Source organism: Moritella sp., assembly GCF_013215705.1.
Lineage (GTDB): Bacteria > Pseudomonadota > Gammaproteobacteria > Enterobacterales > Moritellaceae > Moritella.
This window is the reverse complement of record NZ_JABSQR010000013.1, coordinates 101453-121583: the sequence shown is the minus strand read 5'-3', so window position 1 is coordinate 121583 and position 20131 is coordinate 101453. Positions and strand designations below refer to the sequence as shown.

Annotated in this window: 22 protein-coding genes; 6 read left to right on the top strand and 16 right to left on the bottom strand. The window is 42.9% G+C overall.

Annotated elements, in window-relative coordinates; genetic code table 11:
• Positions 1-3 precede the first annotated feature (3 nt).
• The gene (locus HRT96_RS10675) at positions 4-225 is read left to right on the top strand and encodes a SlyX family protein (RefSeq protein WP_293133963.1); all 222 of its coding nucleotides are present in this window, start codon (positions 4-6) and stop codon (positions 223-225) included.
• 164 nt (positions 226-389) lie between these two features.
• Here the strand turns inward: HRT96_RS10675 and slyD are convergent, their stop codons facing one another.
• Together slyD and HRT96_RS10665 are read right to left on the bottom strand one after the other, a co-directional pair.
• A complete protein-coding gene (gene slyD / locus HRT96_RS10670; RefSeq protein WP_293156118.1) occupies positions 390-962 on the bottom strand; it encodes a peptidylprolyl isomerase in 573 nt (190 codons plus the stop codon).
• A gap of 51 nt (positions 963-1013) precedes the next feature.
• Positions 1014-1217 (bottom strand): YheV family putative zinc ribbon protein, encoded by a 204-nt coding sequence (locus HRT96_RS10665; RefSeq protein ID WP_293156116.1) that lies wholly within the window; start codon positions 1215-1217, stop codon positions 1014-1016.
• Between the two features lie 189 nt (positions 1218-1406).
• Between HRT96_RS10665 and HRT96_RS10660 the strand changes: the two genes are divergently transcribed.
• Complete coding sequence (locus HRT96_RS10660) at positions 1407-3320, top strand: ABC transporter ATP-binding protein (RefSeq protein WP_293156113.1); 1914 nt, start codon at positions 1407-1409, stop codon at positions 3318-3320.
• Between the two features lie 96 nt (positions 3321-3416).
• Here the strand turns inward: HRT96_RS10660 and HRT96_RS10655 are convergent, their stop codons facing one another.
• The 7 genes from HRT96_RS10655 to HRT96_RS10625 all read right to left on the bottom strand — a co-directional run bounded on the left by HRT96_RS10655 (position 3417) and on the right by HRT96_RS10625 (position 9077).
• Positions 3417-3776, bottom strand: a complete 360-nt coding sequence (locus HRT96_RS10655; RefSeq protein WP_293156110.1) for a nuclear transport factor 2 family protein — start codon at positions 3774-3776, stop codon at positions 3417-3419.
• 134 nt (positions 3777-3910) lie between these two features.
• A complete protein-coding gene (locus HRT96_RS10650; protein WP_293156107.1) occupies positions 3911-5284 on the bottom strand; it encodes a hypothetical protein in 1374 nt (457 codons plus the stop codon).
• The gene (locus HRT96_RS10645; protein WP_293156104.1) at positions 5271-5975 is read right to left on the bottom strand and encodes an energy transducer TonB; all 705 of its coding nucleotides are present in this window, start codon (positions 5973-5975) and stop codon (positions 5271-5273) included. Before HRT96_RS10645 ends, HRT96_RS10650 begins: the two co-directional genes overlap by 14 nt.
• On the bottom strand, positions 5947-6345 hold the full coding sequence (locus tag HRT96_RS10640; RefSeq protein WP_293156101.1) for a biopolymer transporter ExbD: 399 nt from the start codon (positions 6343-6345) through the stop codon (positions 5947-5949). Before HRT96_RS10640 ends, HRT96_RS10645 begins: the two co-directional genes overlap by 29 nt.
• Positions 6346-6852: a MotA/TolQ/ExbB proton channel family protein gene (locus tag HRT96_RS10635; RefSeq protein WP_293156098.1), complete on the bottom strand. Its 507-nt coding sequence runs from the start codon at positions 6850-6852 to the stop codon at positions 6346-6348.
• On the bottom strand, positions 6853-8283 hold the full coding sequence (locus tag HRT96_RS10630) for a MotA/TolQ/ExbB proton channel family protein (protein WP_293156095.1): 1431 nt from the start codon (positions 8281-8283) through the stop codon (positions 6853-6855). It lies immediately after the preceding gene.
• Positions 8283-9077, bottom strand: coding sequence for a DUF3450 domain-containing protein (locus HRT96_RS10625; RefSeq protein ID WP_293156092.1), 795 nt, complete (start codon positions 9075-9077; stop codon positions 8283-8285). The genes HRT96_RS10630 and HRT96_RS10625 overlap by 1 nt, the downstream gene beginning before the upstream one ends.
• A gap of 188 nt (positions 9078-9265) precedes the next feature.
• Here HRT96_RS10625 and HRT96_RS10620 point away from each other — a divergent pair, with 188 nt between their 5' ends.
• Complete coding sequence (locus HRT96_RS10620) at positions 9266-9493, top strand: YheU family protein (protein ID WP_293156089.1); 228 nt, start codon at positions 9266-9268, stop codon at positions 9491-9493.
• Between the two features lie 85 nt (positions 9494-9578).
• Positions 9579-10448: a phosphoribulokinase gene (locus tag HRT96_RS10615; protein ID WP_006030064.1), complete on the top strand. Its 870-nt coding sequence runs from the start codon at positions 9579-9581 to the stop codon at positions 10446-10448.
• Between the two features lie 101 nt (positions 10449-10549).
• Here HRT96_RS10615 and HRT96_RS10610 read toward each other — a convergent pair whose 3' ends face one another.
• Both HRT96_RS10610 and HRT96_RS10605 read right to left on the bottom strand, forming a co-directional pair.
• The gene (locus HRT96_RS10610) at positions 10550-11449 is read right to left on the bottom strand and encodes a lysine exporter LysO family protein (RefSeq protein ID WP_293156086.1); all 900 of its coding nucleotides are present in this window, start codon (positions 11447-11449) and stop codon (positions 10550-10552) included.
• Positions 11450-11471: 22 nt separating this feature from the next.
• Positions 11472-12416, bottom strand: a complete 945-nt coding sequence (locus HRT96_RS10605; protein ID WP_293156083.1) for a bifunctional precorrin-2 dehydrogenase/sirohydrochlorin ferrochelatase — start codon at positions 12414-12416, stop codon at positions 11472-11474.
• Positions 12417-12622: 206 nt separating this feature from the next.
• Between HRT96_RS10605 and HRT96_RS10600 the strand changes: the two genes are divergently transcribed.
• Positions 12623-13210, top strand: coding sequence for a super-infection exclusion protein B (locus HRT96_RS10600; RefSeq protein ID WP_293156080.1), 588 nt, complete (start codon positions 12623-12625; stop codon positions 13208-13210).
• Between the two features lie 218 nt (positions 13211-13428).
• Positions 13429-14037 carry a GTP cyclohydrolase II gene (gene ribA / locus HRT96_RS10595; protein WP_293156078.1) on the top strand — a complete coding sequence of 203 codons (609 nt, stop codon included), beginning with the start codon at positions 13429-13431 and terminating at the stop codon, positions 14035-14037.
• Positions 14038-14155: 118 nt separating this feature from the next.
• Here the strand turns inward: ribA and HRT96_RS10590 are convergent, their stop codons facing one another.
• The 5 genes from HRT96_RS10590 to HRT96_RS10570 form a co-directional block, all read right to left on the bottom strand.
• Complete coding sequence (locus tag HRT96_RS10590) at positions 14156-14620, bottom strand: methylglyoxal synthase (protein WP_293156075.1); 465 nt, start codon at positions 14618-14620, stop codon at positions 14156-14158.
• Positions 14621-14789: 169 nt separating this feature from the next.
• Entirely contained in the window at positions 14790-15527 is a 738-nt protein-coding gene (locus HRT96_RS10585) for an aldehyde dehydrogenase family protein (protein WP_293156072.1), read from the bottom strand.
• Positions 15528-15558: 31 nt separating this feature from the next.
• On the bottom strand, positions 15559-18675 hold the full coding sequence (gene putA, locus HRT96_RS10580) for a bifunctional proline dehydrogenase/L-glutamate gamma-semialdehyde dehydrogenase PutA (protein ID WP_293156069.1): 3117 nt from the start codon (positions 18673-18675) through the stop codon (positions 15559-15561).
• Between the two features lie 185 nt (positions 18676-18860).
• On the bottom strand, positions 18861-19313 hold the full coding sequence (locus HRT96_RS10575) for a YbaN family protein (RefSeq protein WP_293156066.1): 453 nt from the start codon (positions 19311-19313) through the stop codon (positions 18861-18863).
• A 148-nt stretch (positions 19314-19461) separates the two neighbouring features.
• A complete protein-coding gene (locus tag HRT96_RS10570) occupies positions 19462-20076 on the bottom strand; it encodes a trimeric intracellular cation channel family protein (RefSeq protein ID WP_293156063.1) in 615 nt (204 codons plus the stop codon).
• Positions 20077-20131: the final 55 nt, after the last annotated feature.

Sequence of the window (20131 nt, the reverse complement as noted above, 5' to 3'; positions counted from 1 at the left end):
AAAATGGAAATTCAACACTTAGAAGAGCGTGTTTGTGACTTAGAGATGAAACTAAGTTTTCAGGACGATACTATCGAACAATTAAATAATGCTATTATTGAACAGCAAAAAACACTTGAAGATCAGAAAGTACAGCTGACTTTTTTAATTAGTCGCATCAAAACAATGCAAGTGGGTAGTGGACTGGCGAGCGAAGCAGATGAGACACCACCACCGCATTATTAATACATGAATGGCTGTGGTTGCCGAGAGCAAAAATAGCAGGTATTTACTGTAAGCAATAAAATGCCAGTCACGGTGACTGGCATTTTGCTTTTAATTAAACCGAAATTTAATTGTTATTGTGGGTCATCGACAATCAATAACCGACACCCCAAGATGTCTAACGACTAGTGACCGCCGCAGCAACCGTCTTTTTTCTCTTCTTTTGGTTCTTCAGAACCACAACAGCCACCTTCATGATCATGCTCGTGTCCGTGATCATGACCACAACCGCCAGCGCCATGAATATGGCCGTGTTCTAGCTCTTCTTCAGTTGCTTCACGAATACCGATAACTTCGCCGTTGAATTGCAGTGTACGACCCGCAAATGGGTGGTTTGCATCAACAACAATAATGTCGTCTTCAACAGCAGTAACGATAACAGTACGGTGACCAGCATCAGTGTCTGCACTGAATGCCATACCCGGTTCAACGCCTTCAACACCGTCGAATAACTCAGCAGGTACTTCTTGAACAAGTTCAGGATCGTAGATGCCATAACCTTGTTCAGGTTGGATAGTCACGTCAAATTCGTTACCTACTGCTAGGCCTTCTAATTCAGCTTCAAGACCAGGAACAAGGTAACCAGAACCCATTAAAAATTCCAGTGGTGATGAATCACGCGTATCATCGATAAGCTCGCCTTTATCGTCTGTTACTGCGAAGTGTAGTACTACTACTGAGTTTGCTTCAATAAACATATCTATTCTCTTCATTCCTGATTAACTATTTATGGTTTTCTTTAAACAAGACTATTGCTTAAAGACACCTATCATTTGTTCAAAATCGCGGGTGGCGGTACTCACCTCTCCATCGGCTTGCGCTTGCGTATAGCCACAACTGACACATTCAATTGTTTCTACCTCATTCACTTGAAATAGCTGGATCACATCTATTTCATTGCACGTCGGGCACTTAGCACCGGCGACAAAGCGTTTTTTCTTCCGTTCAACCACTGCAACCTCCCAGTCATTTACGATGTAAGTTAACTTAAATCATCAGCGTATCGTTGCTGATCTTTGGTCTATTACTCTCGTTTAACTATGAGTGTACTTTATTCTTGGTACAAATTTCAAAGTTTAACATTTTAAACTGCGCGTAAATCGGCTAAAATCGCCGCAATTATAGTTACTAATAGCCCTCATATGATCATAGCTAGCGATATTGAACTTCTGCGTGGTGGCAAGCCACTAATTACGAACACCAGTGCCAAAATCAACCCAGGTCAAAAAGTTGGTTTAGTCGGTAAAAATGGTTGTGGTAAATCCAGCCTATTTGCCCTTATTCGCCATGAAATTAGTTTGGATAACGGTAGCCTTACCTATCCAAGCAGCTGGCAAGTATCGAGCGTAAAACAGGAAACGCCTGCTCTCGATCGTAGCGCCCATGATTATGTACTGGATGGCGATACCGGTTTCCGTCAACTAGAAGCAGACCTTGCACAAGCTGAAGCGGCGGATAACGGCAATAAAATTGCAGAGATCCACGGCAAACTTGATGCGATTGGTGCTTACAGCATTAACGCCCGTTGTTCTGAGTTATTATCAGGTTTAGGTTTTAGCGAAGACAAACAGCAACTGTCAGTGCAAAGTTTCTCGGGTGGTTGGCGTATGCGCTTAAACCTAGCCCAAGCACTATTATGTCGTTCTGACTTATTACTACTAGATGAACCAACCAACCACTTGGATTTAGATGCGGTTATTTGGTTAGAAAAATGGTTAAAACAGTACGATGGTACCTTAATGTTGATCTCGCATGACCGTGATTTCCTCGATGCCATTATTACTAAGATCATTCACGTTGAAGACCAAAAGCTCAACGAATACACAGGTGACTATACCTCGTTCGAAAAACAACGTGCTGAAAAACTTTCTCAACAACAGTCTATGTTTGAAAAGCAACAGCGTGAAGTTGCCCATATGCAAAGTTACATCGACCGTTTCCGTTACAAAGCGTCAAAAGCCAAACAAGCGCAAAGTCGTATTAAAGCGATGGAACGTATGGAGCTTATTTCTGCGGCCAATGCCGATTCGCAATTTAGCTTTCGTTTCTTAAAACCCGATGCGCTGCCAATGCCGTTGTTAACAATGGAAAATGTGTGTGCAGGTTATGGCGACACCCTGATTCTTGATAACATTAAGTTGAATTTAGTCCCAGGCAGCCGTATCGGTTTATTGGGTCGTAACGGCGCAGGTAAATCAACATTAATTAAATTGTTATCTGCTGAAATGGCGCCACTAAGAGGCTCGTTAGAAGTTAATCCGAATTCAAAAGTCGGTTACTTTGCCCAGCACCAATTAGAATTCTTACGTTTGGACGAGACGCCATTACAACATATGGTGCGTCTTGCGCCCGATAAAACAGAATTAGAATTGCGTAAATTCTTAGGCGGTTTTGGTTTCATCGGTGAAAAAGCATTAGATCTCGTAGGTCCATTCTCGGGTGGTGAAAAAGCGCGTTTGGTATTAGCCCTAATCGTATGGCAAAAACCGAACCTGTTACTCCTTGATGAACCAACCAACCACTTGGATTTGGAAATGCGTCACGCGCTGTCAGTTGCCCTACAAGGCTTCGAAGGCGCGATGATTGTCGTATCGCATGATCGTCATTTATTACGCTCTACGACTGATGAGCTGTACTTGGTACACGATAAGAAGGTATTACCGTTTGACGGCGACTTAGATGATTACCATAGCTGGTTAAGCGAACAACAAAAAGTTGAAAAGCAAGCCACACAAGTGATCAATACCGGTGCGAACAGTGCCCAAGCGAAGAAAGAGCAAAAACGTAAAGCAGCTGAATTGCGTAAGCTAACGCAGCCAGTACGCAAGCACATTGAAAAAATAGACAAGCAGCTAGAAACCTTAGCTGACAAGCTGACAGCCGTTGAAACACAACTCAGTGAAACCAGTATTTATGAAGATCAAAACAAAGCTAAGCTAAAAACTGCATTAAGCGAGCAAGCGAAGTTTGTTGTGGCGATTGAAGATGCTGAAACCACCTGGATGGACTTGAACGAACAACTTGAAGAAATGATCGAAGAAAGCGAAAAAGCTTAAACAATATTGTGAGTAGAGGTTGAACTGGTATCAGCCTCTACTTATTTTTAACTTCCCCTCCACAACCCGCGTTACACCATTATATTTATTAAACACTTAGAATAAACGTTTCCATTGCTCGGTATCAACGAACCAGCGCTCCTCATAGATTTTGTCGCCTTCAAATCTGAACAAGACGGCTAATGCGGAGAACTCTATGTTATTGGCTTTCCACTCCACGATTGAAACCACTTCATTTTCGCCTTCAACCTGACGCAGTTCGGTAATTTCAAAACCAGGTGGCAGCATGCCGCCCAGATTATTCAGCGCCTTACGAAATGTCCGCCGTCCCCTGAGAATATCCGCCTGCCCCGGCATGATGAATGTCATATCATCCGTGTAATCATTGATTAAGGTGTCGAAATCACCTGCACCAACAGCATCCCAACCACGTTGTACTATATTAGATAGTTTCATTACGGTTGCCTTCTATAATTTTTTATCATTTAACTATAGAGGCTATTCAATCATCCTGCCCTAGCCATTATTAGGTTAAGGTGAGATTGGTATGCGCTTTAAAATAAAAACTACCGTCATAGACGCTAACAAGCCTACAACTGTGCTAACCAGCCCTTACTGTAACCTTGATATTGCTTGGTCTGTAATAGCAGTAAATTATCTTTCGCTTGGGCTTTTTTACCTTGTTCAATCTGGCTAACAGCTAATAAAAAGCGCCATTTGTCCGTCATCAGTAAGGTCTTTTGATCTTCGCCCTTAACACCATGATCCAACAACGCGATATAAGCTGATTCAGCTTCTTCCCAACGCGCTTCTAAGTACAATAACTGCGCTTGCTGTTGATCGTGTTTAGCCAATTTAACGCCAGCATCTGTAGCCTGTGAAAACACAGCCAGCGCCTTACTGCGTTCACGCGCCATTAACCACGCATTACTCAAGCCTTTAAAGAAAGCCTGATCTTGCTGTAATAATTTCTTCTCTGCGCCTTCCAGATACACAGCAGCGGCTAATCGCGGTTGTTGCTGTTGTAAATATAACGAGGCTAATACCCGATAACCTTGTGCGGTGAGTAAACCTTGATTACGGGTGATCGCCAGTGTTGATAACGCCGATTTATTCTGTTCTAAAGTCAGGTAGCTATACGCCAAACGTTCCCAATAATCTTTTGATTTGGGGAAATCTACCACAGCAATTTCAAGATGTTCATTCAGCTGTTTATCCTGCTCTAAACGCTGCAATAACGCTAACAACAACTTCAGGTAAGATTCATTTTCAGGCACAAGTTTGTAAGCGCGTTTTGATGGCGCTAATGCAGCGGTTAACTTGTCTTGTAAATAATATGCTTGCGCTAATAACGCGGCATTACTGGCTTGTTGAGCATTGGTGATCTTATAAATTTCACGTTGTTCAACATCAAGTTGGTCCACCAGCTTAAACCAAGCGATAAGGTGTTGAGTAACCAACGCCCATGACTTGATATTTGGGGTTTTATTAGCATCCGTGAATGGTGTTAACGATGCGGCTAGCTGTGCAGCCAACTGTTGGAATATCAGTTGCTGATCAAGCTCTAATGATAAGCTTAATAGCTGAGTAACTACTTGATAGCCTTGCTCATAACCTTGTAAAGAGTCCTGCTTCATCAGCAGAACTTGCAGCTGTAAATTACTCGCTAGCAATTGCCGTTCTGTCGAGTGTTCACGCTGCTGCTGATAAAAGTCAGCGATGTTGTTTATCAAGATCTGATTCGATTCAGCCTTGGCTTTAGTTTGCTGCTCATCCTGTGCCGACAGCTTAGCAAAAGCCGTTGTTAAGGTAACATAACGGCTATAAACAGCGGCTGGTACTTGCTGTGCTTGTGCTGATGGCAGAAGCAGTATTGATAACAGCAGTCCCAATAACCATATTGAACCCAACACTGAGCCCGACAACAGTGATGAACTAGGCTGCTTCACGTTAATTAAGTTCAAAGACCATTCTCCATTTTTTCCATACTGCGGTCCCTGCTGGGGCTTTTTCAAACTGCCAGCGACGTACTGATTTACGTGAGACTTTGCCAAAGTAACCACGCGGTTTTTCTTCGACAATGTTGATCTCTTCTGCGCGGCCATCATCATTCACCAAGATATGTAATAACACATAACCTTCAATTTTCAGGCGCTTAGCTTTGTACGGATACTGCGGGTTGGTTTTGCGTAATACTTTAGCAAAACCAATTTTTGGCTCACCAACCGTCGCTTGTTCAATATTCGCCACCACCACAGGCGCAACTTCAACTTGCGGCTGAATATGGCTGGTGACATCAACAAGTTGCGGAGATACATCAAAGGTCGGCACCGATAACACTGGTAAGGTAATGCTGCTATTTAAATTAATATTACTAACATCAAAACTCGGCTGCACAGGCTGCGGCAATGTCACCATTTCTTGTTGTGGTTTTGGCTCTGGGATCACCTCTAGCTCAGGGGTGAGATCCTGCTCTTCCACACTCGAATCAGTGAACTGACGAAAATTGATCGAAATAGAATCCTGCACCGGGGTTTTATTACTGCCAATGGTTAGCGAATAAATTAATCCCGCCAAACTGATATTAACCAGCACAGCCAGCGTAAACGCCAGCAGCCAATAGCCCTTACTGCTGCGCTGTTGCGACTGCAACATTGTCCACCCCAGCTAATCTAACTTGATCTAATACTTCAATTAAACGCCCGGTATCAACGGTTCGATCGGCATTTAACATCACCGAGGTATGAGCACCACTTAAGGTTTTAACTCGGCTACGCAATTTACGAATATCAACCGGTTCGCCTTCGATCCAAACACCGTTTTTAGCATCAATCGATACCACTAAACTCACCGCCCCTTGCATATCGTTAGTCGCACCATCGGGACGTTGTATATCAATGGCATTCATCTTGTTAAACGAGGCGGTCACTAAAAAGAAGATAAGTAAAATAAACACCATATCAATCATAGGTGTTAAATCGACAGTCAGCGCGTCACTGTTATTTCGACTAAATCGTGTTCTCATTTATATCCCTTTAACCACTAATTTTTGCGCCAAATCCAAGGTCAATAAATTAGCGCGTTTGTTTAAGCTATGACAAAAGAATAACCCCGATGACCCCGTTACCAATCCGGCTAACGTGGTTAATAATGCTTGCGCAATACCACTGCTAAATAACTCAGATACCCCGAGGCTGTCCGACAATACCGAGAAATTATCAATCATGCCATCAACCGTGCCCAGCAAGCCTAACAAGGGTAAAACACCAGTTAAGGTTTTAATAAAAATGAGCTTACGGGTGAGCTGACTCTGTAATTCAGAAATAAACCCATCACGCACCGCGACCGCCAATAAATGTGATTGATTTTGCCACTGTGCCCATTCAGTTTGGTAATGCTTAGACAGCAGTGGATATTGCAAGCCATACTGTAAATAACAGCGCGCAATCGTCCACCACATCACCACAGATAGCAACATGATGACCCAGAAGATCAGCGATGCATGACCTAGGAACTCAAGAAACCCAGACATTTATACGTTACCTGTCACTTGCTGTTGCTCCACAGCAACAGGTGCTGACGCACTATCATTCACGCATAAATTCAAACGCTGTTGACGTTGTGCTAATAGACCGGCACTTTGATGCTCTATCACATGCACGATACTGTCACTTTTACTGGTTAATAAGCTGTGTAATAACATCAATGGCACTGCGGCAATCAAACCAAACTTAGTCGTTAATAACGCTTTTGAAATACCGCTGGATAATACTTGTGGATCACTGTTGCCATAAGCAGTGATCGCCTGGAATGTTTCAATCATCCCTGCTACCGTACCTAATAACCCCAGCATGGGTGCAATAGTCGCCAGTACCGCTATCGAGCCCAATCCTTTACGACATTCTGGTAGTTCTGCCAAAATTGCTTCGTCGAGAAAACGCGCTAATTCATCCGCATTACTGTTTTCATGACGGTCAGCGACACCAATAATACGACCAAGTGAATTATCGGTTAAGGTATTTAATTGCTGTTTTTGTACTTTAATCTTCTTCGCTTCACGACCTAATACCAACAAGCGGAATAAACCAATGCCCATGCCAATAATACCCACGGCGACAATAATGCCACCGACAATACCCGCGTCAGAAAATACCTTCCACCAAGCTTTAGCCTCTGTGGCACGTTTAAGTAATCCCCCCGCAGAAGGATCGATTAAGGCACTGACAAAGCCGTCTTGTGGGTGTGTGAATCCGGCAATACGGGCGCTGATATCCGCCGAATTTGACGGTAATAACTGATAGCTTTCACTCGCGGGTTGATACAGTAAAGGTCCTTGCGCAGTAAAGGCGGTAAAGCCTGCAATTTGGGTCACAGCTAAAGTTTCTTTACTGCCATCCGCCATCGTGACTGGAATCTCTGTGGTAGTGACTTTACTGCTTGCCACCATTTGTTCGGTAAACAATAACCATAAGTTTTTAATCGCACCAAGATCCGGTTCATAATTCGTTTCACTGTAAGGTGACAGTTGCGTTGCACGTCCAGATAGCGTGGCACTTAATGCGCTTTTATTTAATTGCCCGCGTAGATCCTGACTGGCACCGCGAAATTCGCTGAACACTTTATCCAAATCGAATTTCTCACTGTTGGCGAGTTTTTTCTTGGCTAAGATCAGTTTATTATTGGCAGCAATCGAATCTTGCAACTGGGTCATTTTTTGCTGCAAGGCTTGGTTGCGTTGTGTTTGTTTGGCCAAATTAGCTTTTTGGCTGGCTAGATTAGCTTTGAATCGGCTTAATGCTGCATTGTCTATCTTGGTTTCTGCGACATTACTTTGTTTCACTTGCTTTAACAGCTCATCCAATGGCGTCGCATTAGCGTTAAACATCAATAAACTAGTAGCAATAATAATCACAGCGTTGCAACGCATAACCCGGGTTGTGAGCGTAGGTGATATGTTAAACATTATAGCGCCTCCTGCTGCGATGTTGCTGAAACAGTATGCGCAGCTTCTAACAAAGGTAACGCGAGTAAGGTCGGTACGGTTTTATTATCCGCCACCTCATAGGCTTGTTTCACTTTCGACAACCAAGTTGCCGGTAAGTCTAACCAAGTGCGACTACTGTTATCCCAATAACCGGCGTGGTTACGATCTGGCGTCAGATAATACAAAGCCACCCGACCAACACGAATAAGCTGTACAGTTTTGTCAGCATCGCTTAAGGGTAATTGTGCTTGCCATGTTTCGATCGTGTCGCCATATTCAGTTTCAATTTGATAGGCTTCTAAGATACGGCGATATTTATCTGCAACACTGATATTAGGGTTATCTAACAAGCGATTGAGCTCCGCTAAACGCAGTTGGCGTTCTTGCCATAAAAAAGGGATATCTTGTTCGACAAACAGTGTCAGTACTTGCACCATTTGTTGCATTAACGGCGTCAGTTCCATCCGTGTTTCACGGACGTTCGCCATGTTTTTTTCTAAACTAATTAATAACAGCTGCTGTTGCGCTACCTGCTTTTCAAGTTGGCTGGTATACGTGGTAAGCACCGCATTTTCACGTAATAATGCCCGGTACTCAGCCACCGTTTCACTGGTTTTTTCATCTAATTCTGCAATGTTTTTTTGAGTACGTTGCGCTTGCGCCTGTGATAGCTGCTTACTGTCGATAATATTATCAAGCTCGCTCGTCGCTTGAACAGGCATGATTAACAAGCCTGCAAGTAACCCGATAGACCAAATTGCTGAATAGTTCATATTCTTCCACTGTTTATGCCGTGATAATTAAATATGGTGAGTAATGTGATGCATAGACTTAATAAATGCATCAGTCGCCAAGCTAAATGAGAATCATTGTATTTAAGCTGAGCGTATTTAGCAATGAATTCAAAAAAAATATGTTAATATTGTACCCATTATTGGTAAACACACTGCAGAGCACAATTATGATCATTCCCTATAAGCAACTCGATAACGATACACTAAATACCCTAATAGAACACTTCGTGTTACGAGAAGGCACTGATTATGGCAGTCTAGAGATGTCGATGTCAGAAAAAGTATGTCAGGTAATCAAACAACTTGAATGTGGTGATGTGGTTATCGTTTACTCAGAATTACATGACAGTGTGAACATCCTGCCAAAGAGCGAAGTTCTTAAAAACCCACAATAATCATGCATATTTTATACTTGATCTCAGTTCATTTAACTCGTATAACATAGCACCACTCCTTTAACTCAACTAGTTGGTCGATCAAATGTCAGCAAAACATCCTATTATTGCTGTGACAGGTTCATCAGGCGCCGGTACTTCTACCACTAGCTTGGCCTTTGCACACATGTTCCAGCAAGAAAACATCAAAGCGTCTTTTATCGAAGGCGACAGTTTTCATCGTTATACCCGTCCCGAAATGGACGTGGCGATCCGCAAGGCCCGTGAACAAGGTCGACATATCAGCTATTTTGGCCCTGAAGCCAATGACTTTGAGTTACTGGAAAATTTCTTTCAAGACTATGGCCGTGATGGCAGCGGTAAATACCGTCGTTACCTACACTCGTTTGACGAGGCCGTACCGTATAACTTAATGCCGGGTACCTTTACCCCTTGGCAAGATATCGATGCGGGTACTGATCTTTTGTTTTATGAAGGTCTACACGGCGGTGTCGCAACCAAAGACAATAACGTAGCGAAACATGTTGATCTGTTGATCGGCATGGTGCCAATCGTCAACTTAGAATGGATCCAAAAGTTAGTCCGTGACACAGAAGACCGTGGTCACTCTCGTGAAGCGGTAACAGATTCGATCGTCCGTTCAATGGATGACTACATTAACTTTATTACCCCACAGTTTTCACGTACCCACATTAACTTTCAGCGCGTGCCGTTAGTCGATACCTCGAATCCATTTAGTGCGACAGCGATCCCAACGTTAGATGAAAGTTTGGTGGTGATCCGTTTCCAAAGCGTGAAGAATATAGATTTCCCTTATTTGCTAACCATGATCGATGGCTCGTTTATTTCTGGTATCAATACCTTGGTTGTACCTGGCGGAAAAATGGCATTAGCGATGGAGCTTATCTGTGCGCCGCTTATTCGTCAGCTATTAGTCGAAGGTAAGATTAGCTAACCAGTAGTGAGTTAACGGCTCAGTTTATAAATACAAAAAGGGAGACGCTGACTAACAGCGTCTCCCTTTTGCTTACCTACACATCATGATTTATAAAATAATCATAACACCAAGAACAAACTGATAAATAACGGTGACGACAGGCTTAAAATAAAGCCACTGACAATCGCCAACGGTACATAACCATTACCACCGGATTTCTGGATCATCGGTAATGTAAAGTCCATGGCCGTCGCGCCAGCATAACCAATCGCGGTGGATGGGTATAAGCGGATCAATGATGGAATAATCAGAATAGCCACCAACTCGCGGCCTAAATCAATAATAAACGCTGCTCCGCCAAATACCGGTGATAAGCCATCGGTAATTAAGATGCCTGATAACGAATACCAACCAAACCCCGATGCCAGCGCCAGACCATTACTGAGCGGTATATCAAGCAACAAGGCGGCAACCAACCCGCCAATCCAAGAACTCGTCATCATTACTAGCGCTATCTTAATACCCCAGCTATTGAGTAATATTTCCCGTAACTGCATGCCACTGTTCCGTAACTGGCAACCAATAAACAGCAGTAATAATACCAATGCACCTTCACTGATAGTATCAATATCAATCAGCTCTGGCGAAATGAACAGACCACTAATAAAGCCAGCGGCAATCACAAAGATTAACTGTACTGACTCTAAAATCAGATGCCATTTACTTAATGACTCACCTTCACCTGCGACTGTTTTGGATAAACGTTTATCCAGTCCCCATAAGGCAAGCAAGTTAGCGGCAGACACACAAGCCCACACCGTAAAACTGTATAACCCGATATTCTGAATATTTTGCGCAAGGTTATCCAGATGTGACAAGCTAATGCCCATCAAGAATAAGATCACGTACACCATTTTACTGGTGGCAACGTTGACCCAATGAATATGTTTCTGCTGCTTTAGCGCAACAGCGTAACCCAGTACCAAGGGCACGATAACAATAAGAAATCCTGCATACATGTTAACGTCAGTCCATGTTTAATTAAGCGACGACACTTATCGCCTCAAGCGTATTAGTGAGTATCTCAAACTGTGCAGAGCTATTAATCAATACACAGACACGCTCACCTTGCTGTTTACGCGCTTGTGCTTGCGTAGCAAAATCAGTACTTAATAGCGGATAACGCTCGGCATCACGGCGACATAATTCAACAAAATCGGCGATACGTTCATTACAGTCATCACCGTCTTCAACGTATAAGATCACATCAGCTTGTTGCATTAAGCGTAAGGATCTTAGTCGTAATAAATCTGTTTCGTCAGGTAATTTAATTAAATAAATATCACCGTCAACATCACTATGTGATGTCATTAATTGCAGGTCAAACTCTCGTTGTAATTGCCCTTTGTCGGTTGCTAGGCTCACTGCTTTAGAACTGAAGAAACGCTCCCAAAAACGACGTCGCTCTGTCACGCTACTAAATTTTTGTTTTACCCGCTCACGTTGCTCACCAGCAAAGGCACCGAGTGGTCCCAGCGTTTCCGGTAACAAAGCTTCGAGTTTTTCACGTAAATAACGGATCAATACCGGCGACAAACCGCCACTGGATATCGCGATTTGTAATGGTGAACGATCGATAATAGAAGGGGTGATAAATTCACACAGTTCAGGTTGATCTGCAACATTGACTAATAAGTTACGTTCACAGCAGTCTTGCCATACTTGTTTATTAAGCAAGGTATTGTCAGTCGTCACCCATACCATCACGTAATCACCAAGGTAATCGCGATGATAACCGTCGATGATCGCCGTAATTTTGGCATTATCACGATAACGTTGCAGCGTATCATTTAAACGCGGAGATAAAACCGTCACCTTGGCATTCGCACTCAATAGCAAGTCAACTTTTCGACTGGCCACTTCACCGCCACCAACTACCAGCACGTTTTTATCATTTACATCCATAAAAATTGGCAAATACTGCATGTTACATCCATTTAAAAGTGCATAAACAGCACTTAGTATACGGCGCAAGATGCTGATAGTCATCAACATCACGACTATAGAAAATAATTAATTTAGTGGCACAAAAAATGCTTATATCTACATAACAAGAAATCTAAGAATAAATACAGAAATAATGTCATATATCAGACATTTTTTTGACAGCAGTTATTAGTCGAGGCTTTATCATGCACGAATTTAAGCAATATATTCAAAATTACAAACAGATAAACATTGCCACCACTTGGTTACTGCTTGCCGCAGCATTAGTATTACTATTACCAACCACAGCACTGTCGGTATCGGGTTTAGATCAATGGGTCACTGAATACCGTGGTTATATCTCTATTATTGTCATCTCAGCGGTTGCATATTTTATCGCATTATTGCTTGTGCAAACCGGGCAATCGATACTTGAGAAGCAAACCGAAATCGGTACCATGAACAAGATCCATAAAATGGTAAAGGTGATGAATACTTCTGAGCAAGCGGTGATCCGTGAATTTATTATTCAAAAGAAAGATATCATTTCACTGCCATTAGAAGCCGCTGCCGTGGCTAATTTAGTGGATAACTGTATTTTGGTACCGGCATTAAACAGTCAAGAAATCATTGGCAGCGGCAGCAAAATTAAACTTTGCATTAATATTAAAGCGCGTCCGTTACTTGATCATAAAGCATTAGGCTTTCCAACAGGTAAAATGACCGAACTGCAAGCACAGGCCTTAAAATCAGCACGCCCTGCATTTGCCAAAGAGTTTTACATTCGTCACTAAGCCGCAACAGACACCAACGCTCGCTAACCGATAGAAACCGACACAGCAAAGTACATAATTTAATGTACTTTGCTATGTTCATGACAGCGAATAATAATTATCCCGTCTTTTTACAATTGTCTATTCAGATTGCCGCCATAAACGCGTAAACTACGCCTAAAGTAATTCTATTTGACGTTCATCACTAATCATAAGCGATGAATAGTAAGAGGTAATCCGTGTCTATTAAATTTATCGCATCTTCAAAACTACCAACACCTTTTGGTACTTTCACTATGCACGGCTTCGAAGACTCAGAAACAGGCAAAGAACATGTGGCGCTAACTTATGGCGAGTTAGATGAAGACAAAGTCATATTAGGTCGCATACATTCAGAATGTTTAACCGGTGATGCCTTGTTTAGTTTACGTTGTGATTGTGGCTTTCAACTTGAAACTGCAATGAAAAATATCACCGAAGCAGGTTCAGGCTTTATTCTGTATTTACGTCAAGAAGGTCGGGGTATTGGTCTATTAAACAAGATTCGTGCGTATAATTTACAAGACGCTGGTGCCAATACGGTTGAAGCGAATGAAAAATTAGGCTTTGCTGCAGACCTACGTAATTATGCCATGTGCAAACCTATGTTGGACCACCTCGGTATTAGCAAAGTGAGGCTCATGACCAATAACCCGAAAAAATTAGCGGCGATGGAAGAATACGGCGTTAATGTGGTGGCACGTCAGCCATTACAAGTGGGTAAAAATATGCACAATGAACATTATTTGCGAACCAAAGCCGACAAGCTTGGGCATATGATGACAGAACAGCACTTCAAAGAAGATTAACGCGACTCACATCAATCAATAATAACAGCAGACACGCGCTGCTGTTATTACCTTTCATACAGTTTATTTCAAAACAATTGTTATTTTCTGTTATGCCAAAAAATCGTTATTTACTAGGTTATAGCTCGCTAATACGCTCTGCTAAATAACCTTCGTAATCAGGCACTGCATATTCGTATTTGCTAGTGGTATGAATAGAATCAATAATGAAATCAGCTGTGGCTGGATTGGTTGCCACCGGAATATTCCACACTGCAGCTAAACGTAATAATGCTTTTACATCCGGATCGTGTGGCACTGCATTCATAGGGTCCCAGAAGAAGATCATCATATCAATCTCGCCTTCGGCAATCAGTGCGCCAAGCTGTTGATCGCCCCCCATAGGTCCGCTCAACAGTGCTTTAACAGGTAGTTCAACGTGTTTGGTCAATAATGTGGCCGTAGTGCCAGTACCGAATAAATGGTGTTTTTGGAGAATATCAACACGTGCTTTTGACCAAGCAATCAGCTCTGACTTCATGTGATCATGGGCTACAAGCGCAATACGTTTGTTCGTTGCCATGCAACGGGTAGTTTTTTGCATCAGTGACCTACTGTAAATTTATAAATAATAACTTAAGACAATGAGGCTGATGATACTACTAAATAAAGGAACTTACACTGATAGGTATCCCATATCAGGCACTCACATGCGTACCTGATATGGGTTATTCATATTACACGAAAAATTTTACTGTTAATCGCGCTAGCAATTAATGGTCACCGCCACCGAGCTCTAACAAGATTGCATTACCACCCACAGCCGTAATATTAATAGTACGGGTACGCTCGGTAATAAAACGTAAAATAAAGTGGTCATCGGTCACATAAGCCAAGGCACTGCCACTCACTTCAGCAACCAGTTGCGCCAATAAACCATCACGTGTAGACAAGGTACGGTTAAGCGTTTGCGCGGTTTTTTCATCCCCGGTAAACGCCACACCCGCTACTTGCGGTGATTCAATCAGTGCCGTTAACTCTGTTTCCTCAGCGCCCTGTACCACAAGCTCTGGGATACCCGCAGCATGCAGTGTATTAAGTAACACAAACTGTAATGCCTGCTGTGCTTGCGGCAATGCTAATACCAAGGTATTACCGGATAATAACGCCGCACTAACATGGCCAACAATGGCATTAATGGTACTGCTTTGATCGGCATCTGTTGCGGCGACAATAAATAAACCACGTCCAGCACTGTAAAGCTCGTTCACTTCACCTGTCGGCCCTGGCATTAATTTTTCATCGCCCAATAACGTAATGGCTTGGTGTTTTTGGTATTTCGCCATTTCACCAGCCAGTTTACCTAATGCCGCTTCCTGGCTAATGATCTCGACCCATTTAGCAATCAGCTCGGCACGGGCAATTACTCCCCGATCATTCCAACTCTGCCACGCACAAAGGCCAGTTTCAATCAGCTGCTGCGTCTGGACTACTTTATTTTCTACAACCATGGTTTAACTCCTTAATTTACAATGACGCAGCTTAAGCGCTAACAACTTGCTTAGTGAAACGATAAAGATAATGTGGACCACCCGCTTTTGGACCCGTACCTGATAAACCTTGGCCACCGAAAGGTTGCACACCAACAACAGCGCCAACTTGGTCACGGTTAATGTAGCAATTACCCACTCTTATTTGACGCTCAATATCGGTATAGGTACGTTCATTACGACTGTGGATCCCCATGGTCAAACCAAAACCAGTGGCATTGATTTCGCTAATCACCTTATCTAAATCAGCGGCTTTATAACGCACGATATGTAGAATAGGACCAAACTGTTCATCTTCAAGCTGGCTAATACTGTCAATTTCAAAGGCAATAGGCGCAATAAAGTCACCAAAATTACATTCGTCACTCAAGCTAACTTCACCAACCAACTTACTTGTCGCACGCATTTTATCGATGTGCGCTTGCAGCTTTTTCTTCGCCAGTAAATCAATCACCGGACCGACATCGGTATGATGCAGCTGTGGAGAACCAACATGTAATTCTTGCATTGCACCTTGGATCAAGGTGGTAATTCGGTCGGCAACATCTTCTTGTAAAAACAGTACGCGCAGTGCGCTGCAACGTTGCCCCGCAGACGCAAACGCAGAACGCATGACATCACGTACAACTTGCTCAGGTAGCGCAGTACTGTCAACGATCATGGTATTTTGACCACCGGTTTCAGCGATCAGCGTCGCGACCTTCGTATCTCGTTTCGCTAATGCACGGTTAATGACTTGTGCCGTTGCTGTTGAACCCGTGAATACTACACCGGCGATACGCTCGTCAGCGGTCAGTAGTGAACCAACCGCAGCACCGCCACCAGGCAGAAGATGTACCGCTTCTTTAGGCACACCCGCTTCTAACAGTAATGCCATGGTACGCGCCGCAATCAAACTGGTTTGCTCTGCAGGTTTCGCGATAACGGTATTACCGCTGACTAATGCCGCTGCAACTTGACCAAGGAAGATCGCTAACGGGAAGTTCCAAGGACTGATACAAACAAACACACCTTGTCCCTGACGCGTTACTTGCTGAGCGATACCATCAAAACGTACTTGGTTTTTTGCTACCGAGAAGTTTTCAGTGGCTTGCATCGCGTAGTAACGACAGAAATCAACCGCTTCACGCACTTCATCTAGACTGTCGTGAATCGTTTTACCGGCTTCTTTATGACATAACGCCACTAATTCCGCTAAGTTCGCTTCCAGTAAATCGGCAACCTTATTTAAACATGCCGCACGCTCTGCCACTGGTACTGCAGACCATGTAGGAAAGTAATCCGCCGCGGTATCTAACGCTGTGGTGACTTCTGCCGGTGTTGACCACAATACTTGACCCACGTGAATACGACGATCATAAGGGGCACTGACTGGTTTCGCATTGGCTAATTCAGTGGTGATCACTTGCCCATTTACCACAGGCGCTGCTTGCCAGGTTTTTTGCATCTGTAAGCTTAGCTCGGCATTAAACGGCGTGATCTCACTGATGATATCAACATTGATGTTGCATGAGTTTTTACGCCCTGCAAAGATCTTAGTCGGTAATGGAATTAAACTGTTATGTAATGTCGGGCGACTATCTAGGGTATCAACCGGATGCTCCGTTAATTCCGCAATCGGACAATCGGCATCAACCAAACGATGTACAAACGAGCTGTTGGCACCATTTTCTAATAAACGGCGAACCAAGTATGGCAGCAAGTCTTTATGGCTACCCACTGGCGCGTAAATACGGACATTTATCCCATAGATCGCTAATGCGTGGTTATACAGCGCATCACCCATGCCGTGTAATCGTTGGAATTCAAATTCTTTATGCTCAGCCATGGTCGCAATTGCTGATACAGTGTGCGCATTGTGACTGGCAAACTGTGGATAGATACAACCGCGAACTTGTTGACTTAACAAGAAGCGGGCACACGCAAGATAGGCAACATCGGTTGCTTCTTTGCGGGTATAAACCGGGTAAGCATCATAACCATTTTGCTGTGATAATTTAAGTTCAGTATCCCAATAAGCACCTTTCACTAAGCGCAGCGGGATCACATCACCCTGCTCTTTTGCTAATGCCGCAAGCCAAACGAGTGTCGGCAAAGCACGCTTAGAATAAGCTTGTACCACGATACCGAATTGACCCCAACCTTGTAGTTTCGGATGACGATACAGTTTTTCAAATAATGCGAGTGATAACTCTAAACGGTCTGCTTCTTCCGCATCGATAGTAATGCCAACATCTAAATCCCGTGCACGTAATAGTAGTTCTAATACAGTGTCGTGCAGTTCTGTCATCACGCGCGCTTCGTTAGCCACTTCATAACGTGGGTGCAATGCAGATAACTTAATTGAAACCGTTGGCGAAGGCGTTTTGTCATTGCCGTATTTGTTGTTACCCACCGATTCGACGGCTTTGATGTAATCATTAAAATATTTCTTCGCGTCGGCGGTTGTTAATGCCGATTCACCCAACATATCAAACGAATAGGTAAAACCTTTATCGCGAAATGAACGGCTATTTTTTTGCGCTTCAACAATGTTACGACCCAATACGAATTGGTGTCCCATGATCTTCATGGCTTGGTTCATTGCTTGACGAATGATCGGTTCTGATACTTTATTCACTAAACGGCTAATGGTGCTGCTCGCCGATTTAGTGTCTTTGCGATCCATGCTGACCACTTTACCTGTCAGTAATAGTCCCCAAGTGGATGCATTCACAAATGTTGAATCAGAATTTTTTAGATGTGACTTCCAATCTGCGACGCTTAATTTGTCACGGATTAATGCATCTGCTGTGGCCGCATCCGGAATACGCATCAATGCTTCTGCAAGACACATCAACAGGATACCTTCTTTGGTATCTAGGCTGTATTCTAGTAACAAGGCATCAATCATTTGGATGGCTTGTTTATCAGCGCGCACGCGTTCAATTAATACAGTTGCATTGGTGGTGATCTGAGATTTTTCTTCTGCAGATGGGCGGGCTATTGGTAGCAATTCTGCTAACCATGTTGACTCATCAACCATATACAAAGGAGATATTAACTGCCAAAGTTCATCCAATGGACGGTCGATAAACGACGGAGAAAGTGCATCTAACGCTTTAAACATACCAAGGTCCTCTTAACTTACGAAATTTAATGCTGCGGGAGTGTTACATTAAAGATACAGAAATAATATGAGTTAGTTAGCAGAAATAGAAAGAAAATGCGTTTTATATAAAATAATTAGTATTTCACTTCAGTTTATGCAGAAATTTAAGCCAAAATGCCGCATAAAAATCAGAGAACTAGTCTTTATGGTAAGCGTTGTAAGGATAGGAGGTGGCGGCTAACAAGACAAGCTGTGACCAACAATAGTATTTTTATAGTCCAGATAGGCGCAAAATAGATGGCCAATAACATCGCCAGCCACATACTCGAGAGTGAACTCCATAGCTGCTTTTTGCTAATACCTTTACGTAATAGATAATTTGTTAAATAAGAACCGAGATAGCGATGGTTAAACAGCCACAACTGTAATTTTCGTGAAGAACGACTAAAACACGCCGCGGCCAACAACAAAAATGGCACAGTCGGTAATAAAGGTAAAAAAATACCCAGCACACCAAGCGTAACCGCAAGACAGCCAGCACACAGCAATAATGCCCGCCATGGCTGCGATACTAAAAAATTTTCAGCAATTATGGGGTCATTAGCCATACCATCAAACTCAGTTGTACTTGGCTTGGTCGAAGATTTATTCATCATCGTTCTTGTCACCTCTTTAATCCGCATTATTAATAATATATGTTACAAGCATTATTACCACTATATGTTACAAGCATTATTACACTCATTTACTATTACGACAGTACCTCAATTAATCAGCGCTGTAATTGAATACTAGTTTAGTTGGTTATTTTAATAATAAAAAAGCAGGGAAATTGATCTTTTTTACAACAATATACCAGCGCATAGATACAATAAACACCATACAGATAAGTGCTGCCAGTGTGATTTCGACACCTAATTTTACCAACACAATATACAGACAACAGCCTAAAATAACCGGCGTTGCATACAGCTCGGTATTATTAAACAAGGTTTGGCGATGCGCGATAATATCCCGTAATACCCCACCAAATATAGCCGTAACCAACCCCATAGAGACTGAAACATAAGCCGCATAACCGCCGCTGTATAGTTGTTGCGTAACCAATATCGAGAATAGTGATACGCCGATGGTATCAAACATAATAATAAGTTTGTTGAGGCGATTTTTACGGATATGAGTAATAGTGAAAAAACCAATAACCGCACTGATCAATGCCGTCCAGAAATAACTGGGATCACGGATCCAAAATATCGCCTCGGCAGACAAAATTAGATCGCGTAAGGTGCCACCGCCTAATGCCGTGATCCAACCTAGCATCATGATACTGACAATATCTTTACCACGATTAGACTCGACCAATACCCCACTGAGTGCAAACGCAACAATGCATATCATTTCTAGGCTATAGACCAACATTGGCAACTCCTTGTCGCGCTAAACTCACACTTGAATATATGTATATAAGCCAGCA

What these genes read in the sequence shown, in the direction of transcription:
- HRT96_RS10675 (WP_293133963.1), top strand. Translation starts at nt 4, where the DNA reads ATGGAAATTCAACACTTAGAAGAGCGTGTTTGTGACTTAGAGATGAAA.
- slyD (WP_293156118.1), bottom strand. Translation starts at nt 962, where the DNA reads ATGTTTATTGAAGCAAACTCAGTAGTAGTACTACACTTCGCAGTAACA.
- HRT96_RS10660 (WP_293156113.1), top strand. Translation starts at nt 1,407, where the DNA reads ATGATCATAGCTAGCGATATTGAACTTCTGCGTGGTGGCAAGCCACTA.
- HRT96_RS10655 (WP_293156110.1), bottom strand. Translation starts at nt 3,776, where the DNA reads ATGAAACTATCTAATATAGTACAACGTGGTTGGGATGCTGTTGGTGCA.
- HRT96_RS10645 (WP_293156104.1), bottom strand. Translation starts at nt 5,975, where the DNA reads ATGTTGCAGTCGCAACAGCGCAGCAGTAAGGGCTATTGGCTGCTGGCG.
- HRT96_RS10640 (WP_293156101.1), bottom strand. Translation starts at nt 6,345, where the DNA reads ATGAGAACACGATTTAGTCGAAATAACAGTGACGCGCTGACTGTCGAT.
- HRT96_RS10635 (WP_293156098.1), bottom strand. Translation starts at nt 6,852, where the DNA reads ATGTCTGGGTTTCTTGAGTTCCTAGGTCATGCATCGCTGATCTTCTGG.
- HRT96_RS10630 (WP_293156095.1), bottom strand. Translation starts at nt 8,283, where the DNA reads ATGTTTAACATATCACCTACGCTCACAACCCGGGTTATGCGTTGCAAC.
- HRT96_RS10625 (WP_293156092.1), bottom strand. Translation starts at nt 9,077, where the DNA reads ATGAACTATTCAGCAATTTGGTCTATCGGGTTACTTGCAGGCTTGTTA.
- HRT96_RS10620 (WP_293156089.1), top strand. Translation starts at nt 9,266, where the DNA reads ATGATCATTCCCTATAAGCAACTCGATAACGATACACTAAATACCCTA.
- HRT96_RS10615 (WP_006030064.1), top strand. Translation starts at nt 9,579, where the DNA reads ATGTCAGCAAAACATCCTATTATTGCTGTGACAGGTTCATCAGGCGCC.
- HRT96_RS10610 (WP_293156086.1), bottom strand. Translation starts at nt 11,449, where the DNA reads ATGTATGCAGGATTTCTTATTGTTATCGTGCCCTTGGTACTGGGTTAC.
- HRT96_RS10605 (WP_293156083.1), bottom strand. Translation starts at nt 12,416, where the DNA reads ATGCAGTATTTGCCAATTTTTATGGATGTAAATGATAAAAACGTGCTG.
- HRT96_RS10600 (WP_293156080.1), top strand. Translation starts at nt 12,623, where the DNA reads ATGCACGAATTTAAGCAATATATTCAAAATTACAAACAGATAAACATT.
- HRT96_RS10590 (WP_293156075.1), bottom strand. Translation starts at nt 14,620, where the DNA reads ATGCAAAAAACTACCCGTTGCATGGCAACGAACAAACGTATTGCGCTT.
- HRT96_RS10585 (WP_293156072.1), bottom strand. Translation starts at nt 15,527, where the DNA reads ATGGTTGTAGAAAATAAAGTAGTCCAGACGCAGCAGCTGATTGAAACT.
- putA (WP_293156069.1), bottom strand. Translation starts at nt 18,675, where the DNA reads ATGTTTAAAGCGTTAGATGCACTTTCTCCGTCGTTTATCGACCGTCCA.
- HRT96_RS10575 (WP_293156066.1), bottom strand. Translation starts at nt 19,313, where the DNA reads ATGATGAATAAATCTTCGACCAAGCCAAGTACAACTGAGTTTGATGGT.
- HRT96_RS10570 (WP_293156063.1), bottom strand. Translation starts at nt 20,076, where the DNA reads ATGTTGGTCTATAGCCTAGAAATGATATGCATTGTTGCGTTTGCACTC.